The 14,932-nt window shown below is 65.3% G+C and carries 13 protein-coding genes; 7 read left to right on the forward strand and 6 right to left on the reverse strand.

The window, feature by feature from the left end:
• Window positions 1-24: 24 nt before the first annotated feature.
• From ACQY4T_RS18155 to hslV, 4 genes are all read right to left on the reverse strand, one after another.
• Window positions 25-408, reverse strand: a complete 384-nt coding sequence (locus ACQY4T_RS18155; RefSeq protein ID WP_428533591.1) for a type II toxin-antitoxin system death-on-curing family toxin — start codon at window positions 406-408, stop codon at window positions 25-27.
• The gene (locus tag ACQY4T_RS18160) at window positions 405-629 is read right to left on the reverse strand and encodes an AbrB/MazE/SpoVT family DNA-binding domain-containing protein (RefSeq protein WP_428533593.1); all 225 of its coding nucleotides are present in this window, start codon (window positions 627-629) and stop codon (window positions 405-407) included. The genes ACQY4T_RS18155 and ACQY4T_RS18160 overlap by 4 nt, the downstream gene beginning before the upstream one ends.
• Window positions 630-795: 166 nt before the next feature.
• Window positions 796-2,118, reverse strand: coding sequence for an ATP-dependent protease ATPase subunit HslU (hslU, locus tag ACQY4T_RS18165; protein ID WP_428533595.1), 1,323 nt, complete (start codon window positions 2,116-2,118; stop codon window positions 796-798).
• A complete protein-coding gene (gene hslV, locus ACQY4T_RS18170; RefSeq protein ID WP_428533597.1) occupies window positions 2,118-2,684 on the reverse strand; it encodes an ATP-dependent protease subunit HslV in 567 nt (188 codons plus the stop codon). The genes hslU and hslV overlap by 1 nt, the downstream gene beginning before the upstream one ends.
• Window positions 2,685-2,890: 206 nt before the next feature.
• Here hslV and ACQY4T_RS18175 point away from each other — a divergent pair, with 206 nt between their 5' ends.
• The 3 genes from ACQY4T_RS18175 to ACQY4T_RS18185 all read left to right on the forward strand — a co-directional run bounded on the left by ACQY4T_RS18175 (window position 2,891) and on the right by ACQY4T_RS18185 (window position 5,957).
• Window positions 2,891-4,060, forward strand: coding sequence for a glycosyltransferase family 4 protein (locus ACQY4T_RS18175; RefSeq protein ID WP_428533599.1), 1,170 nt, complete (start codon window positions 2,891-2,893; stop codon window positions 4,058-4,060).
• An 82-nt stretch (window positions 4,061-4,142) separates the two neighbouring features.
• A complete protein-coding gene (gshB, locus tag ACQY4T_RS18180) occupies window positions 4,143-5,150 on the forward strand; it encodes a glutathione synthase (protein ID WP_428533601.1) in 1,008 nt (335 codons plus the stop codon).
• A gap of 414 nt (window positions 5,151-5,564) precedes the next feature.
• Entirely contained in the window at window positions 5,565-5,957 is a 393-nt protein-coding gene (locus ACQY4T_RS18185) for an HU family DNA-binding protein (protein WP_428533603.1), read from the forward strand.
• 553 nt (window positions 5,958-6,510) lie between these two features.
• On the opposite strand, the gene ACQY4T_RS18190 is transcribed toward ACQY4T_RS18185, so the two are convergent.
• Window positions 6,511-7,497 (reverse strand): oxidoreductase, encoded by a 987-nt coding sequence (locus ACQY4T_RS18190; protein ID WP_428533605.1) that lies wholly within the window; start codon window positions 7,495-7,497, stop codon window positions 6,511-6,513.
• Between the two features lie 524 nt (window positions 7,498-8,021).
• On the opposite strand from ACQY4T_RS18190, the gene ACQY4T_RS18195 reads away from it, so the two are divergent.
• Complete coding sequence (locus ACQY4T_RS18195; protein ID WP_428533607.1) at window positions 8,022-9,596, forward strand: class I adenylate-forming enzyme family protein; 1,575 nt, start codon at window positions 8,022-8,024, stop codon at window positions 9,594-9,596.
• A gap of 299 nt (window positions 9,597-9,895) precedes the next feature.
• Here ACQY4T_RS18195 and ACQY4T_RS18200 read toward each other — a convergent pair whose 3' ends face one another.
• On the reverse strand, window positions 9,896-10,312 hold the full coding sequence (locus tag ACQY4T_RS18200; RefSeq protein ID WP_428533609.1) for an EVE domain-containing protein: 417 nt from the start codon (window positions 10,310-10,312) through the stop codon (window positions 9,896-9,898).
• A gap of 489 nt (window positions 10,313-10,801) precedes the next feature.
• Between ACQY4T_RS18200 and truB the strand changes: the two genes are divergently transcribed.
• The 3 genes from truB to pnp all read left to right on the forward strand — a co-directional run bounded on the left by truB (window position 10,802) and on the right by pnp (window position 14,764).
• On the forward strand, window positions 10,802-11,728 hold the full coding sequence (truB, locus tag ACQY4T_RS18205) for a tRNA pseudouridine(55) synthase TruB (protein ID WP_428533611.1): 927 nt from the start codon (window positions 10,802-10,804) through the stop codon (window positions 11,726-11,728).
• A 62-nt stretch (window positions 11,729-11,790) separates the two neighbouring features.
• A complete protein-coding gene (gene rpsO, locus ACQY4T_RS18210; RefSeq protein ID WP_428533613.1) occupies window positions 11,791-12,060 on the forward strand; it encodes a 30S ribosomal protein S15 in 270 nt (89 codons plus the stop codon).
• Between the two features lie 448 nt (window positions 12,061-12,508).
• On the forward strand, window positions 12,509-14,764 hold the full coding sequence (gene pnp / locus ACQY4T_RS18215; RefSeq protein WP_428533615.1) for a polyribonucleotide nucleotidyltransferase: 2,256 nt from the start codon (window positions 12,509-12,511) through the stop codon (window positions 14,762-14,764).
• The last annotated feature ends 168 nt before the right edge of the window (window positions 14,765-14,932 follow it).

Below are 14,932 nucleotides of genomic sequence, written 5' to 3' on the forward strand. Positions count from 1 at the left end.
GTCGGGCCGTGCGCGGCGACTGCTTCAGCCCGCGGCTTCGGCGTGCATCCGCACCCAGGCGATGAACTCGTTGTCGGGCAGCTCGCCGCTCGCCATCGCCAGCATCACCACCACCGCCTCGGCGTCGCCAACGCCGAACCGGCAGCCGTTCAGACGCAGGAAAAGCTCCAGCGTGACGAAGGCGGTGCGTTTATTGCCGTCAACAAAAGGATGGTTCCGGGTGATCGCCAGGGCGTAGACCGCGGCCAATTCTGCGCTATCTGGGTCGCCGTAGCCGACGCGGTTGAGCGGGCGGGCAAGCGCACTATCCAACAGACCGGAATCACGGAGGCCGAGGGAGCCCCCGTGTTCCGCCAATTGTTCTTGGTGGATGGCCAGGATCAGGTCGCGCCCCAGCCAGACCGTCACTTCGCCAGTTCGCGCAGCACCGCCCGGCGTTGTTTCATGACCTCACGCGCGACATCCATCTGCGCGGCGAAATCGGGGTCGGCGATGGTCAAGCGCACCCCATCGGGCTGGTCGATGGCGTAGATCGTATCACCCTTCGCCATGCCCAATTTCGCGAGCATCTCCCTGGGCAGGATGACGCCCACGGAATTGCCGATCTGGGTCAGTTTCAATGCGTGCATGGCTTGCCCTCCTGGCCTGCGACACGGTTACAGGCCGCCCTCCAAACGTACTACAGGCTGCCCTCCTGGCCTGCGGCACGATTACAGGCTGCCCTCCAGACCTACGGTATGGTTTGAAGGCTGCCCTCCAAACCCACGGCATGGTTATAACACACGTTATATCCAACTACAAGATAAACCGGCTCAAATCACCCTTCCGCGCCAACGGCGCCACCTTTTCCGCCACATAGGCCGCATCCACCACGAACGTCTCGCCGCCGCGGTCGGTAGCGGTGAAGCTGATATCCTCCAGCAGCCGCTCCAACACCGTGTGCAGCCGCCGAGCGCCGATGTTCTCCACCCGGTCGTTGATGTCGGAGGCCAGGTCCGCCAGCGCGTCCACCGCCTCATCGCGGAAATCCAGCGTCACGTTCTCGGTCCCCAGCAGCGACTCGTACTGCTTCAGCAGCGAGTGCTCCGGTTCGGTCAGGATCCGCCGCAAATCTGCGCGCGACAGCGGCTGCAATTCCACCCGGATCGGCAACCGCCCCTGCAATTCCGGCAGCAGATCGGACGGCTTGGCCAGATGGAACGCGCCCGAGGCGATGAACAGGATATGGTCGGTCTTCACCAGCCCATACTTGGTATTCACCGTGGTGCCCTCGATCAACGGCAGCAGGTCGCGCTGCACGCCTTCGCGGCTGACATCGCCGCCACGGAACCCGCCCTCGGTGGTCCGCGCGCAGATCTTGTCGATCTCGTCGAGGAACACGATGCCGTTGTTCTCGGCGTGCGCCACCGCCTCCTTGGACAAGGAATCATTGTCCAGCAGATTGTCGGCTTCCTCCGCTTCCAGCACGCGCCGCGCCGCCTCCACCGTCATCCGCCGCTTTTGCTGCGGCCGGTTGCCCATCAGCCCCTTCATCATCTCGCTCAGGTTGATCACCTGACCGGGGGGCATTCCCGGCATGTCGAACTGCCCGAGCGGCATGCCGCCGGCGTCCGACACCGAAACCTCGATCTCCTTCTGCTCGAACTCGCCGTTGCGCAGCATCCGGCGGAACTTCGACCGGGTGTCGGCCGCCGCTCCGTCGCCCACCAGGGCAGAAATCAAGCGTTCCTCGGCCGCCGTCTGCGCCTTGGCCTGGACCCCCTTGCGGCTGGCCTCGCGCAGCATGTTCAGGCTGGAATCGACCAGGTCGCGCACGATGCTTTCGACGTCGCGCCCGACATAGCCGACCTCGGTGAACTTGGTCGCCTCGACCTTCAGGAACGGCGCCTGCGCCAGCTTGGCCAGCCGGCGCGCGATCTCGGTCTTGCCGCAGCCGGTCGGCCCGATCATCAGGATGTTCTTCGGCACCACCTCCTCACGCAGCCCCTCAGGCAATTGCTGGCGCCGCCAGCGGTTGCGCAGCGCAATGGCGACCGCACGCTTGGCGTCATCCTGCCCCACGATGAAGCGGTCGAGTTCCGAGACGATCTCTCTCGGCGAATAGGTCGGAACATCCATTACAATGACTCGATGATAACGTTGCCGTTAGTGTAGACACAGATGTCGGCGGCGATCTGCATCGCCCGCCTGGCGATCTCCTCGGCCGAAATGTCGGGCACCGAGATCAGCGCGCGCGCCGCCGCCAGGGCGTAGTTGCCGCCCGATCCGATGCCGATGACGCCGTCGTCCGGTTCCAGCACGTCGCCATTCCCGGTCAAGGTGAAGCTGCGGTCCTTGTCGGCCACCGCCATCAGCGCCTCCAGCCGGCGCAGATAGCGATCGGTGCGCCAATCCTTCGCCAGCTCGACGCAAGCCCGTTCCAGCTGGTTGGGATAGCGCTCAAGCTTGCTCTCCAGCCGTTCCAGCAGAGTGAACGCATCGGCCGTCGCCCCGGCAAAGCCCGAGATCACGCCTCCGTCGGCGCCGATGCGGCGCACCTTGCGCGCGTTCCCCTTGACGATGGTTTGCCCCATGCTGACCTGGCCGTCACCCGCCATGGTCACTTTGCCATCCCGCCTGACGCACAGAATGGTGGTGCCGTGCCACCCGATCGGATCGGCTGCGGCGGTGGTGAGGTTCTGCATAGCGGGACAAGATGGATATGCCGGTCTGCCTGGGCAAGAGCCGGCCGCCGACACACCCGGCAGCGACACCTATCGCCATCGCCGGGTCAGGCAATGAACCATGCGTGACTTGGCTCCCACTCCGGTCGATGTAGCTGATATACCGATCGAGGTCCCGGGCGCTTCCAGATCCAACAAGCGACGCATTTGATCAGGACGATATGAAAGTGAGACGGCGTATCCTCTTTGTCAAACTAGGACATTTTTCCCAGATAAACGATCACATCAGCCACCAGATCAATCGCAACTTCCCCGACCACCAGCTGACCGTGGTCGACGTCAAGGACTATGCCCGGCGCGACGTATTCGCGGCCGCCTACAACCTGTGCGCCGAGACGGCCACGTTCGGCCCGTCCGTACTGCGCAACAGGGGCGACCTGCACGCCTATTTTTTCCGCACCCCATTCATGTTCCGCCGACTGAACCGGATATTGTCGCGCGATGTCGCCCGAATCGTTCCCGAGATCGATTTTGTCATCCAGACCCAGGGACTGTTCAGCGCGCGCCTGCCAGGAAAGCCGTTGCTTATCTATACCGACTATACTTTTCTCGACAACCTCGACAGCTCGGATCACGACAAGCGCCTGTTCCGCTCGCCCAGGTTCCTGGCCTACGAGGCAGCTTTGTACAGGTCCGCCGAAGCGGTCGCAACGACGGGAAGTCACGTCGAGCAAACCTTGGTTACTCGCTACGGTTGCGATCCGTCCCGGGTTACCACCATCCATGTCGGGGCCAACGCGAGCACTGCGCCGGTCGCCACCGACCTCGGGCGCTACGCCGCCAAAAAAGTGGTCTTCGTCGGCGTCGAATGGGAGCGCAAGGGCGGCCCGGCGCTCATCGAGGGCTTCCTGCAAGCCAGCCGCAAGCATCAAGACGCATCGCTCTCGATCATCGGCTGCTCGCCCGCGGTATCGCATCCGCGGATCACGGTAATCGGACGGATTCCCCCCGAGGACGTAGCGCAACATTATGCCGCCGGTTCGGTGTTCTGCATGCCCAGCCTGATCGAGCCGTTGGGGATTGCCGCGGTGGAAGCGTCGTTGTCCGGGCTGCCGGTCATTGCGACCAAAATCGGCGGGTTCTATGAATCCGTCACCCACGGCGAGACCGGATTCCTGGTTCCCCCGAACGATCCGGCGGCGGTCGGTGCCGCGCTGGAACGTCTGTTCGATGCCCCTGACCTAGGTCGGCGGATGGGTCTCGCCGGCTGTGAACGCAATCGAGCCCGCTTCGACTGGAACCAGGTCGGCAAGCGCCTGCGCTCGATCGCCGAGGTCATCGCGCCGGAGATCCGCGAGCCCTCAGGCGACCCCATGCCCTTCCCCCGATCCGGCTGACGCCTTAAGCATTGCACCAACAAGCACTGCACCAACCGGCCAAGGGATACCCAACAGGGGATACCGAATAGGGAATCAACACATGGCTCGTCCGCTCATGGTCGCGGTCCAGATGGACCCGATGGACACCGTCAAAGTCGACGCCGACTCGACGTTCGCGCTGATGCTGGAGGCACAGGCCCGCGGCCACACGCTGTGGCATTATGAGGTGCGCCACATGGCGCTCAAGGAAGGCATGCCGCGCCCCGGCGGCGGCCGGCGCGAGGACCGCCTGTTCGCCCGCGGCCACAAGATCAAGCTGGCTCGTCGCCAGGGCGCGCACTACGAATTCGACCCGATGGAGACGATCGATCTCGCCAGCATGGACGTGGTGCTGATGCGCCAGGACCCGCCCTTCGACATGGCCTACATCACCGCGACCCACATGCTGGAGCACATTCAGCCAGGCACCCTGGTGGTCAACGATCCCGCCGCGGTGCGCAACGCGCCGGAGAAGATCCTGGTCACCCATTTCCCCGACCTGATGCCGCCGACACTCATCACCTGGGACCCCGACGCGATCCGCTCGTTCCGCTCGGAGTACAAGGACATCATCGTCAAGCCGTTGTTCGGCAACGGCGGCGCCGGGGTGTTTCGCATCAAGCCCGACGACGAAAACCTCGGCGCCCTGCTCGAGATGCACTTCGCCCAGTCGCGCGAACCACTGATGTTTCAGCGTTACGAACCGGCGGTCCGAGTCGGCGACAAGCGCATCATCTTGGTCGATGGCGAAGCGATGGGCGCGATCAACCGGGTTCCGGCCCACGGCGAGGCGCGATCCAACATGCATGTCGGCGGCCGCGCCGAAAAGTCACCGCTGACCGCCCGGGATCGCGAAATTTGCAACGCGATCGGGCCGACCCTGCGCGAGCTGGGCATGATCTTCGTCGGCATCGATGTCATCGGCGACTACCTGACCGAGATCAACGTCACCTCGCCGACCGGCCTGCAGGAAATCGCCCGCTTCGATGGCCTGCACCTCGAAAAGCCGATATGGGATCGGATCGAAATCAAGGTGGCGGCGCAGTTGCCGGCCAAGGTCGCATGCTGACGCCGCCGCGCCGCGCAGCGAACCCGCGAACAGCGCAAAGCTGCCGCTGGAAATCCCCCTCGGATCACTCGGATCATAAGGAAGTCGGTAACAAACGCCGCTGATCGATGGCCTGACGCTGATCCGTCGACTGCGCCGGCAAGACCTATTACCCCGGTCCTGGTGCTCAGCGGGATCGGCGACACCGCGGACCGCATCGAGAGCATGCGCGCCGGCTGTGACGACTATCTAGCGAAGCCCCACGCTTTCGCCGAGGTGCTGGCCCGCGCCAAAACCGGTTGACCCGCCGCGACCGCGTCAAAACAAAGAAACCGGCTGCTGACAATTTGATGCGGTTGTCCGAATCCAGCGGTTTAGAGCAGAGTAACCAGCTTCAAGCGACCGAACCGCGCCGTCACCCAACCGGAGATCGTCATGCCGACAGCCCAGAAAGCCGCCGCCAAGAAGGTAGCCGCCCCGGCCAAGAAGGCGGCGCCCGCCGCCAAGAAGGCCGCGCCGCCGAAGAAATCATTGGCCAAAGCCGCACCGCAGGCGACGGTCACGCTGCGCCAGATGGCCGCCGCGCTGGCCGACGGCCATGACCTGCCGAAAAAGCAGACCGAGACCCTGCTGGGCGAACTCGTGACCCTCGCCACCCAACATCTGAAGAAGGGTGACAAGATCCGCCTCACCGGCCTCGGCATTCTTCAGGTCCGCAACCGCGCCGCCCGAACCGGGCGCAATCCGGCCACCGGCGAGGCGATCCAGATCAAAGCCAGCAAGAAGATTGCATTCCGGCCGGCCAAGGAACTCAAGGACGCCGTGTAGCACCAGTCCGATCGCGGCCGGCGAGTCCCGCCTGGCCGCGATTTATTCCCTTGTCGCGCACGCTTTGCGGGCGGGGCGCAAGCTTCGTGGGCGCGCGCGGTTGTCTTTGGCAGGATCCCTGAACACCGCTTCCCCGTAATCCGCCCGCACCGTCAGCCTCGCACGGGCGCTAGCATCCATCGTATCTGCCCCCGAACGACGTGGTGCCGAACGACGTGGTGCCGAACGACCTACTGCCGAACGGCTTTGGTGCTGAACGACGTAGTGCCGAACGGCTTAAGTGCCGAACCGGGTTTGCCGCTGAACAGCGCGAATGTAGCCTGCGTCTGCTGGTAAATTTCAGCGCCTCGGCCACCGCCACGACCGCTCGGTCCGGGCCGGCAATGACGCCCCGCCCATACAAACGCCGGACATCATCGGCATGGCCCGATCGCGCCGACGCGACCGGCCGGCGCTCCGGATTCGCCATCTCATTGCTGCCAAATAACGGCAATTTGGCCCGGTCGCACGCGATCCACCCGGCCGTCCCGGTCATAACCCCTACCCGCTGACCTCAACCCGGCGCCGGCCCGGCCGGGTCCAACTCACCAGCATCATCATCGTCGAAACGCACCCCGGTCAGTCGCTCCGACAACTCCCAAAGGCGGCGCGCGGCGACCGGGTCGGCGGCCTGCGGCGCGATCATCGACGGTGCCGGCGGACCACGGGTTTCGCCCCAGTCGGACGGGCCGTAATACGCCCCGCCCAAAGCCGCCGTCGCGGTTGCCGCGTAGAGTAACGGCAACGCACCCGCGCGGGCCGATTGCGCCACCACCGCGAACCCGCGCTCGATCAGCCATCCAAGCGGCCCGGGCACGCCGCCGCCGATGCCGTTGCGGATGATATCGGTCCGCGCCCAACCAGGATGCGCCGCGATGCTGACCAGGTTCCAGCCATTCCGCTCGCTTCGCCGTTGCAACTCGATCGCGAACATCAGCATCGCGAGCTTGCTCTGGCCATAGGCACCCATCGGACGGTAGCTGGCCTCGGACTGCAGGTCGTCCAATTTCAGCGCGGCGCGCCGGTGTGCCAGGCTGGCGACGCTGATCACGCGCGCGCCACCCCGGGCGGCGCACAACGCAGGCCGCAGCCGGGCGGTCAGGGCAAAGTGTCCCAGATAGTTCACCCCGATCTGCCGCTCGAACCCATCGCTGGTCAGCAGACGTTCGGGCGAGCCCATGAACCCGCCATTGTTCACCAGGATATCGACCACCGCGCCCTGCCCCGCGTCATAGCCGTCGGCGAAGCCGGCAACCGAGGCAAGGCTTGCCAGATCAAGCCGCTCGAACCGGACGATCGCGCCGACAACCGCGCGCTGGATGCGCGACACCGCCCGTGCGCCCTTGTCCGCATCGCGCCCGGCCAACACCGTGCTGGCGCCGCGACCGGCTAGCCCCAGCGCGGTTTCGAAACCCAGCCCGCCGGTCGCGCCGGTGACGATCGCAACCTTGCCGTCGAGGCGCGGCGCATCGTCCAAATGCCAGTTCTCGTCCCGCCCCATACTTATCCTTGGTCGCTGACCCAGGCACCATTATACCGCACGGCGGCGAGGTCGCGATAACACCGGCCGGCCCGGATCCAGGTGCCGACATCGGGCAAACTGAAAGACACCTCGACCGGTCGCCCGACGACCCGCTGTCAACCCGATCGTCCACAACCTGCCCGAAGCTTAACAATAGCTTAATAACGCTCCTTAATAGTTTTTAAAAAAGTTTTATAATCAACTACTTGTCGCCGTGCTCAAAGAAGCGGCAATAAGTGGAAAGCCTGCTTTTCAGCGCCTCGCGGCGACCTCGCCAAGGACTGCCCACCAACTTATCCACAACCCGCGAGGGCCGGATCGGCCGCCGCGTCGCCGCACCTCGTCGGGCGCGGGCGAGCCCACGCGCTGCCATCAGACGATCCGACAGACCCTCCGGTTGATCTTGCTGAACCTCGCCGCCGCTGACTACCATGGTCCCTGCATGCGCGGGCACGAACGCAGCACGGGAAGGAAACGTCGATGCCAGGTGACATCGCCCGGCCATGACCCAGTTTAGCCACCAAGGCGAACCCCTCACACGCCAGGCCGGCGGCTTCACCATCGGCGAGTTGCTGGCCTTTCGTGCGCGGCTGCATCCCGACCGGGTCGCGGTCGTGGACGGCGCCCGAAGCTTCGGCTTCGGCGCATTCAATGCTCGAGTGAACCAGTTGGCCGCAATCTTGCCGACGCTCGGGATCAGCCACGGCGACCGAGTGGCGATCCTGTCGGAAAATCGCGTCGAATACCTCGAACTGATGTTCGCCGCCGGCAAGCTGGGGGCCATCGTCTGCGCGCTGAACTGGCGGCTAGCCGATCCTGAATTGCACTACTGCGTCAGCCTGACCTCACCGAAAGCCAGCTTCGTCTCGGCGACCTACGCCGCCACCGCCGCCAGGCTGGGCGCGGTACTGGGCAAGGTCGTGGCACTGGGTGAGGACTACGAACAGCGTCTGGCCCGCGCCGCCGCCGAGGACCCGCCGATCGCCGCCGAACCCGAGGATGGCCACGTCATCCTCTACACCAGCGGCACCACCGGGAAGCCAAAAGGCGCGCTGATTAGTCACCGCGCGCAACTGGCGCGCATGCACTCCAGTTGCGTCGATTTCGGGCTGCAGCCGGGCGACGTGTTCCTCGCCTGGGCGCCGATGTTCCACATGGTGTCCACCGACCAGTCGATCCACGCGCTGTGCCTCGGCGGCAAGGTCATCGTGATCGGCGGTTACGACGCCGACCGGATCCTGCACGCGGTCGAAACCGAGCATCTGTGGTGGCTGGTGGTGATGCCGGGAATGATCGAGGACATCATCGCCGCCGCCAGGCGCCGCCGCTCCGCCCCGCGCGGCATCAAGCTGATCGGCGCGATGGCCGACCTGGTGCCGCGCCATCAACTGGCGGAACTCACCACGCTGCTGCGCGCGCCCTATGCCAACACCTTCGGCGCCAGCGAGACCGGCCTGCCGCCAGCCTCCGCCGGACGGGTGCCGATCGGCGCCAGCCCCGACCGGTTGCCGAAAACGCCCAGCAGCAGTTGCATTTTCCGCCTGGTCGATGCCGACGACCAGCCGGTGGCGAACGGCGAACCAGGCGAACTGATCATGCGCGGACCGACGCTGTTCAGCGGCTACTGGAACGCGCCCGAAACCAACGCCGAGGATTTCCGCGGCGGCTGGTTCCACATGGGCGACATGTTCACCGCCAATCCCGACGGCACCATCGACTTCGTCGACCGGGTGAAATACCTGATCAAGTCGGGCGGCGAAAACATCTACCCGGCCGAGATCGAGCAGGTGCTGCTAAGCGACCCCAGGGTGGCCGACGCCGTGGTGGTGCGCCGCCCCGATCCGACCTGGGGCGAAGTACCCGTGGCCTTCGTCGCCCGCCGCGATGAAGCCCTGACCGAGGACGACCTGATGTCCGCCTGCCGCACCCGGCTCGCCGCCTACAAGCGGCCCAAGCTGATCCGTTTCATCGATCTCGATGACCTGCCGCGCAGCACCACCGGCAAGATCCAGCGCCACGAACTGGAAAAGTGGCTCAACGGGGTCGCCGGCGCACCCGGCCGCAGTGATCCGGCGTGATCCCACCCCAATCACGGTTCAGTCGAAATTCACTGTCCCCAGGCTCGATCCCAGTCCGTTCAGGAGAGTTGAACTGAACCGTCGGGCAGGGTCGGTTCAGGAGACACCGTTCAGTGCTAGAACCGGAACGAACAGGACCGACAAGGCCTGCCGATGGCGCTTTGCGGAAAGTCGCTAACGGTGGTGATCGCGGACGGTTACCACCGTGAAGACTATCCGCTCCTTAAGGCAGGCGCCGCAGAACGTTCGGACAGACTCCAAGCCGCGTACCTCGGGACCTGACAAGTGTTCTTTGCGGATCAATCCTTCAATCCACCCATCCGGCAGAGCCGGACCCAATGGGCCGGTGATATGGGCATGACAGACAGACGCGACTGCCGGACCAGCGCCATGTCCGCAAACTCGGGATCGGCTCTTACCGTGGCCAGGGATACTGATATCGGCAGAGGTCGAACAGTCTTCAGGTCGACACACAACCAGTCGCCGCTGGCGGCAGTGGGATCGGGGTAAGCCTCTCGCTCGACCTCAACGATGCCCACAATCTCCTTGCCGACATTCGAGTGGTAGAAGAATGCAAGGTCTCCATTACGCATTGTCTTTAGATTGTTCCTAGCCGCGTGGCTGCGGACGCCGGTCCAGGGCTCGGTTCCCTTGGCCACTTGCTGGTCCCAGGAGAATGCATCTGGCTCCGACTTTACTAACCAATACGCAACCATTTTTACTCCTGGATAGACTGTGCCACAAACTGTCTGCTCGGAATGATTGGAGTTCTATCGCATCGGCAAACGGCTTGGCGAATTTGCTGCCTAGGAATGTGCCATGACGGCGCAGGCCATTCGGCCATGTCAAGCATAAGGCGATCGTCGATCAAGAGAGTTCCCGTTACGCGAAAGGACTGGCGTGATGCACTGGAACGCGACGGGTAGCCGCCAGCCGCCATGCGCGGGACGATCAGGCGTTCATCGACGCCGTGACGGACCGGCGTGCCACTGTCCCAGGGACCAAAATCGGCGCGCGGGTTGGCAGATTGGGCGACGCCGACATTGTGCGCCTGAACCGGGCCATTCTCGCAGTCCTCGGGCTGGGTGTCGCGCCAAGGACCAAGCTTTAGGCGTCACGACGGACGACCCGCTATCAACGCCGATTGACAACCGGGCACCCACCCCCTACCCCGCCGGCTGCCCTCCGCACCGGATCATCCAGCAATGTCCCGCCGCAAGCCTCGCGGCCGCCCGCTCGACGGGTGGCTGATCATCGACAAGTCGGCCGGGATGACCAGCACCGACGTGGTCAACCGCGTCAAGCGCCTGTTCGACGCCCGCAAGGCCGGCCACGGCGGCACCCTCGACCCGCTGGCGACCGGGCTGCTGCCGGTGGCGTTCGGCGCCGCCACCAAGACCGTGCCCTACGTCATGGACGGCACCAAGCTGTACCGCTTCACCCTGAAGTTCGGCGAGGCCCGCGATACCGACGACGCCGACGGCGCGGTCACCGAAGTCAGCGACCACCGCCCCAACGATGCCGCGATCGAGGCCGCGCTGCCCGCCTTCCGCGGCGACATCATGCAGGTTCCACCCAGCTTCTCCGCCATCAAGGTGGCCGGCGAGCGGGCCTACGACATGGCCCGCGACGGCCGCGCCCCGGCCCTCGACCCGCGTCCCGCCCGGGTCGACCGCTTCGTGCTGATCGACCGCCCCGACCCCGATACCGCGCTGTTCGAGGTCGCCTCGGGCAAGGGCGTCTACATGCGTAGCCTGGCCCGCGACCTCGCCCGGGCCTGCGGCACGGTTGGTCATATCGCCGCGCTGCGCCGGTTGCGGGTCGGGCCGTTCCTGGAGCATCACGCAATTGCACTGGACAAACTGCGCCAACCGGACGATACCGCGCCGGCTTCCCCGGACCTGCTGCTTCCGGTCGCGACCGCGCTGGCCGACATCCCGGCGCTGGCCTTGACCGAACAGGAGGCCGCCGACCTGCAACACGGCCAGGCCATCAGCCTGGTCGCGCTGATGGGCCGGATTCCGGCGACGGCCGACCCCGATGGCGGGTTGGTCAGAGCCATGGCGGGGGGCCGCGTGATCGGGCTGTGCCATATGGAAGATGGCATGCTGAAGCCCGCCAGGGTGCTGTAACCCAATAGGGTACTGTGACCGGGCCGCGCGTCATCCTCGAACCCCTATCCAGGAGATGCCTGATGTCGATAACGGCGGAGCGTCGCACGACGCTGATCGGTGATTACGCGACCGGGACGGCCGATACCGGCAGCCCCGAGGTTCAGGTCGCCCTACTATCCGAACGGATCGGCAACCTGACCGAACACCTGAAGACCCACGCCAAGGATTTCCATTCGCGCCGCGGTCTGCTGATGCTGGTCGGCCGGCGCCGCCGGCTGCTGGATTACCTGAAGAGAAAAGACCAGACCCGCTACCAGACGCTGATCGGCCGGCTGAGCCTGCGGCGTTAGCGCACCGTCGCCATTGCCGGCCGCACGGGCGGCGTTTCCGGTCCAGCCGATGCCCTTTGTACGCAGGCTCGGCGGTTCGGGACAAGCGCGGGAATGCGCCTGGATGGCGGAGGTTTAAGATAAAGCTAGTCAACGGGCGGAATGATCACTATTTCCTCACCGTCGACTGAAAAAGACGACCTGAGCGGGGGCAGGAAGACCTCCGGCAACACTGCGACACGCGGTGGACACCACGACCATCGATCCGGCATGCCCCGAAAGGCGCGGGACCAGCGACGGCGTTTCCGGCCACATGGCCGCGGCTGCGACCCTTCTTGGGGCACCTCTTTGGGGCACGCAGCACGCGCTCCGTGTTACCCGAGACGCCGCCACCCCGCCGCCCGAAACGGGGACCTTCGGAAACGCGGTCCGGCTGTCCGCCGATGCCGCGCATCTGAAGGACCACTGAATGTTCAATTTCTTCCGTAAGGAGCTCGAGTGGGGCGGCCGCAAGCTGGTGCTGGAGACCGGCAAGATCGCCCGCCAGGCGGATGGTTCGGTGCTGGTCTCGTACGGCGAGACGATCGTGCTGTGCACCGCCGTTGGCGTGAGGACCGCCAAGCCGGGCCAGGATTTCTTCCCACTAACCGTCAACTACCAGGAAAAAGCCTTCGCCGCCGGCAAGATCCCCGGTGGCTTCTTCAAGCGCGAAGGCCGGCCGAGCGAGGCCGAGGTGCTGAAAAGCCGCCTGATCGACCGCCCGATCCGCCCGCTGTTCCCGGAAGGCTTCCGCAACGAGGTGCAGATCGTCGCCACCGTGCTGAGCTACGACAACGAGAACGATCCCGATATCGTGGCGATGGTCGGTTGCTCCGCCGCGCTGACGCTTTCGGGGATCCCGTTCTTCGGCCCGATCGCCGCCGCTCGGGTCGGTTACCGCGACGGCCAGTATTTGCTGAACCCGACGCGGGAGCAGATGCAGACCAGCGCGCTTGAACTGGTCCTGGCCGGCACCGCCGAGGGCGTGCTGATGGTCGAATCAGAGGCCCAGGAACTGTCCGAGGACGTCATGCTGGGCGCCGTCCGGTTCGGCCATGCCGCGTTCCAGCCGGTGATCACGGCGATTATCGAACTCGCCGAACACGCCGCCAAGGAACCTTGGCCGCTGCCGGAAAAATCCGAGCAGGCGGCGGCTTTGGCGGGCCGGGTAGACGCGCTGGGTCGGGCCGGCATCGCCGAGGCCTACCAGGAGAGGGTCAAGCAGACCCGCTATGAGAAGGTGGCCACCGCCAAGAAGCAAGCCGCCGCCGCTCTGGCTGCCGAGGGTCACGACCCGGATGCCGCCAAGGGGCTGTTCCACGACCTGGAAGCCGATGTGGTGCGCAACGCCATCCTGGACACCGGCATCCGCATCGATGGCCGCGACACGAGCACCGTGCGCCCGATCATCGCCGAGGTCGGCGTGCTGCCGAGGGCGCACGGGTCGGCCCTGTTCACCCGCGGCGAGACCCAGGCGTTCTGCGTCGCAACGCTGGGCACCGGCCAGGACGAACAGGTGGTGGACGCGCTGCTGGGCGAATACCGTGAGCACTTCATGCTGCACTACAATTTTCCCCCGTATTCGGTGGGTGAGGCGGGCCGCATGGGCTCCCCCGGCCGGCGTGAGGTCGGTCACGGTAAGCTGGCGTGGCGGGCGGTACACCCACTGCTGCCACTGAAAGAAAAATTCCCCTACACGATGCGGGTGGTGTCCGAGATCACCGAGTCGAACGGGTCGTCGTCGATGGCGACCGTCTGTGGCACCTCGCTGGCGCTGATGGATGCCGGGGTGCCGCTGAAGCGGCCGGTGGCGGGCATCGCCATGGGGCTGATCAAGGAAGACCGCGGTTTCGCCGTGCTGTCCGATATCCTGGGCGACGAAGACCACCTCGGCGACATGGACTTCAAGGTGGCCGGCACCGAGGCCGGGGTGACCAGCCTGCAGATGGACATCAAGATCACCTCGATCACCTTCGACATCATGCAGACCGCGCTGGCGCAGGCGCGCGACGGGCGGATGCACATCCTGGGCGAGATGGCCAAGGCGCTGACCGGGGCACGCGGCGATGTGGCGCAGACCGCGCCGCGAATCACCATCATCAACGTGCCGAAGGAGAAGATCCGCGAGGTGATCGGCACCGGCGGCAAGGTGATCCGCGAGATCGTCGAGCAGACCAAGTGCAAGGTCGACATCGACGACGACGGCACCATCAAGATCGCCGCGGTCGACAGCGACCAGGCGCAGAAGGCGATCGACTGGATCCGCGGCATCGTGGCGGAGCCCGAGATCGGCGTGATCTACAACGGTAAGGTGGTGAAGACCGCCGATTTCGGCGCGTTCGTGAACTTCCTGGGGTCGAAGGACGGGCTGGTGCACATCAGCGAGCTGACCCAGGGCCGCGTCGGCAAGACCACCGACGTGGTCAATCAGGGCGACGCGGTGAAGGTCAAGGTCATCGGCTTCGACGACCGCGGCAAGGTCAAGCTGTCGATGCGGGTGGTGGATCAGGCGACTGGCGCCGATATCACCGAACAGGTCGGCGCCAAGCCGAACCGTGGCGGTGATCGCCCGGACCGTGAACGCTCAGATCGGGGCGGCGATCGTCCGGACCGTGGCGAACGGCGGGACCGGTTCGACCGCTCACCGTCGTCGGAGGACCACGAACAGCCGGTGGTCGGGGAGTAGCGGCGTGATCGCGCGGCGCTGTCCATACGGCGGCGCGCGATCGTGGTATGGAACTGGGACACTCAGGGCTGGGCGATTTTCAGGGTGCGTGGTCGAAGTGAGTACGGTCTGGTCCTGAAGACCGCGATGAAGTCGGGGGCGCCTGGCCGAACCCGGTCATGACATCGT

The sequence above is a fragment of the Rhodopila sp. genome (assembly GCF_965277825.1).
Classification (GTDB): Bacteria; Pseudomonadota; Alphaproteobacteria; order Acetobacterales; family Acetobacteraceae; genus Rhodopila.

What these genes read in the sequence shown, in the direction of transcription:
- ACQY4T_RS18160 (WP_428533593.1), bottom strand. Translation starts at nt 629, where the DNA reads ATGCACGCATTGAAACTGACCCAGATCGGCAATTCCGTGGGCGTCATC.
- hslU (WP_428533595.1), bottom strand. Translation starts at nt 2,118, where the DNA reads ATGGATGTTCCGACCTATTCGCCGAGAGAGATCGTCTCGGAACTCGAC.
- hslV (WP_428533597.1), bottom strand. Translation starts at nt 2,684, where the DNA reads ATGCAGAACCTCACCACCGCCGCAGCCGATCCGATCGGGTGGCACGGC.
- gshB (WP_428533601.1), top strand. Translation starts at nt 4,143, where the DNA reads ATGGCTCGTCCGCTCATGGTCGCGGTCCAGATGGACCCGATGGACACC.
- ACQY4T_RS18185 (WP_428533603.1), top strand. Translation starts at nt 5,565, where the DNA reads ATGCCGACAGCCCAGAAAGCCGCCGCCAAGAAGGTAGCCGCCCCGGCC.
- ACQY4T_RS18190 (WP_428533605.1), bottom strand. Translation starts at nt 7,497, where the DNA reads ATGGGGCGGGACGAGAACTGGCATTTGGACGATGCGCCGCGCCTCGAC.
- ACQY4T_RS18195 (WP_428533607.1), top strand. Translation starts at nt 8,022, where the DNA reads ATGACCCAGTTTAGCCACCAAGGCGAACCCCTCACACGCCAGGCCGGC.
- ACQY4T_RS18200 (WP_428533609.1), bottom strand. Translation starts at nt 10,312, where the DNA reads ATGGTTGCGTATTGGTTAGTAAAGTCGGAGCCAGATGCATTCTCCTGG.
- truB (WP_428533611.1), top strand. Translation starts at nt 10,802, where the DNA reads ATGTCCCGCCGCAAGCCTCGCGGCCGCCCGCTCGACGGGTGGCTGATC.
- rpsO (WP_428533613.1), top strand. Translation starts at nt 11,791, where the DNA reads ATGTCGATAACGGCGGAGCGTCGCACGACGCTGATCGGTGATTACGCG.
- pnp (WP_428533615.1), top strand. Translation starts at nt 12,509, where the DNA reads ATGTTCAATTTCTTCCGTAAGGAGCTCGAGTGGGGCGGCCGCAAGCTG.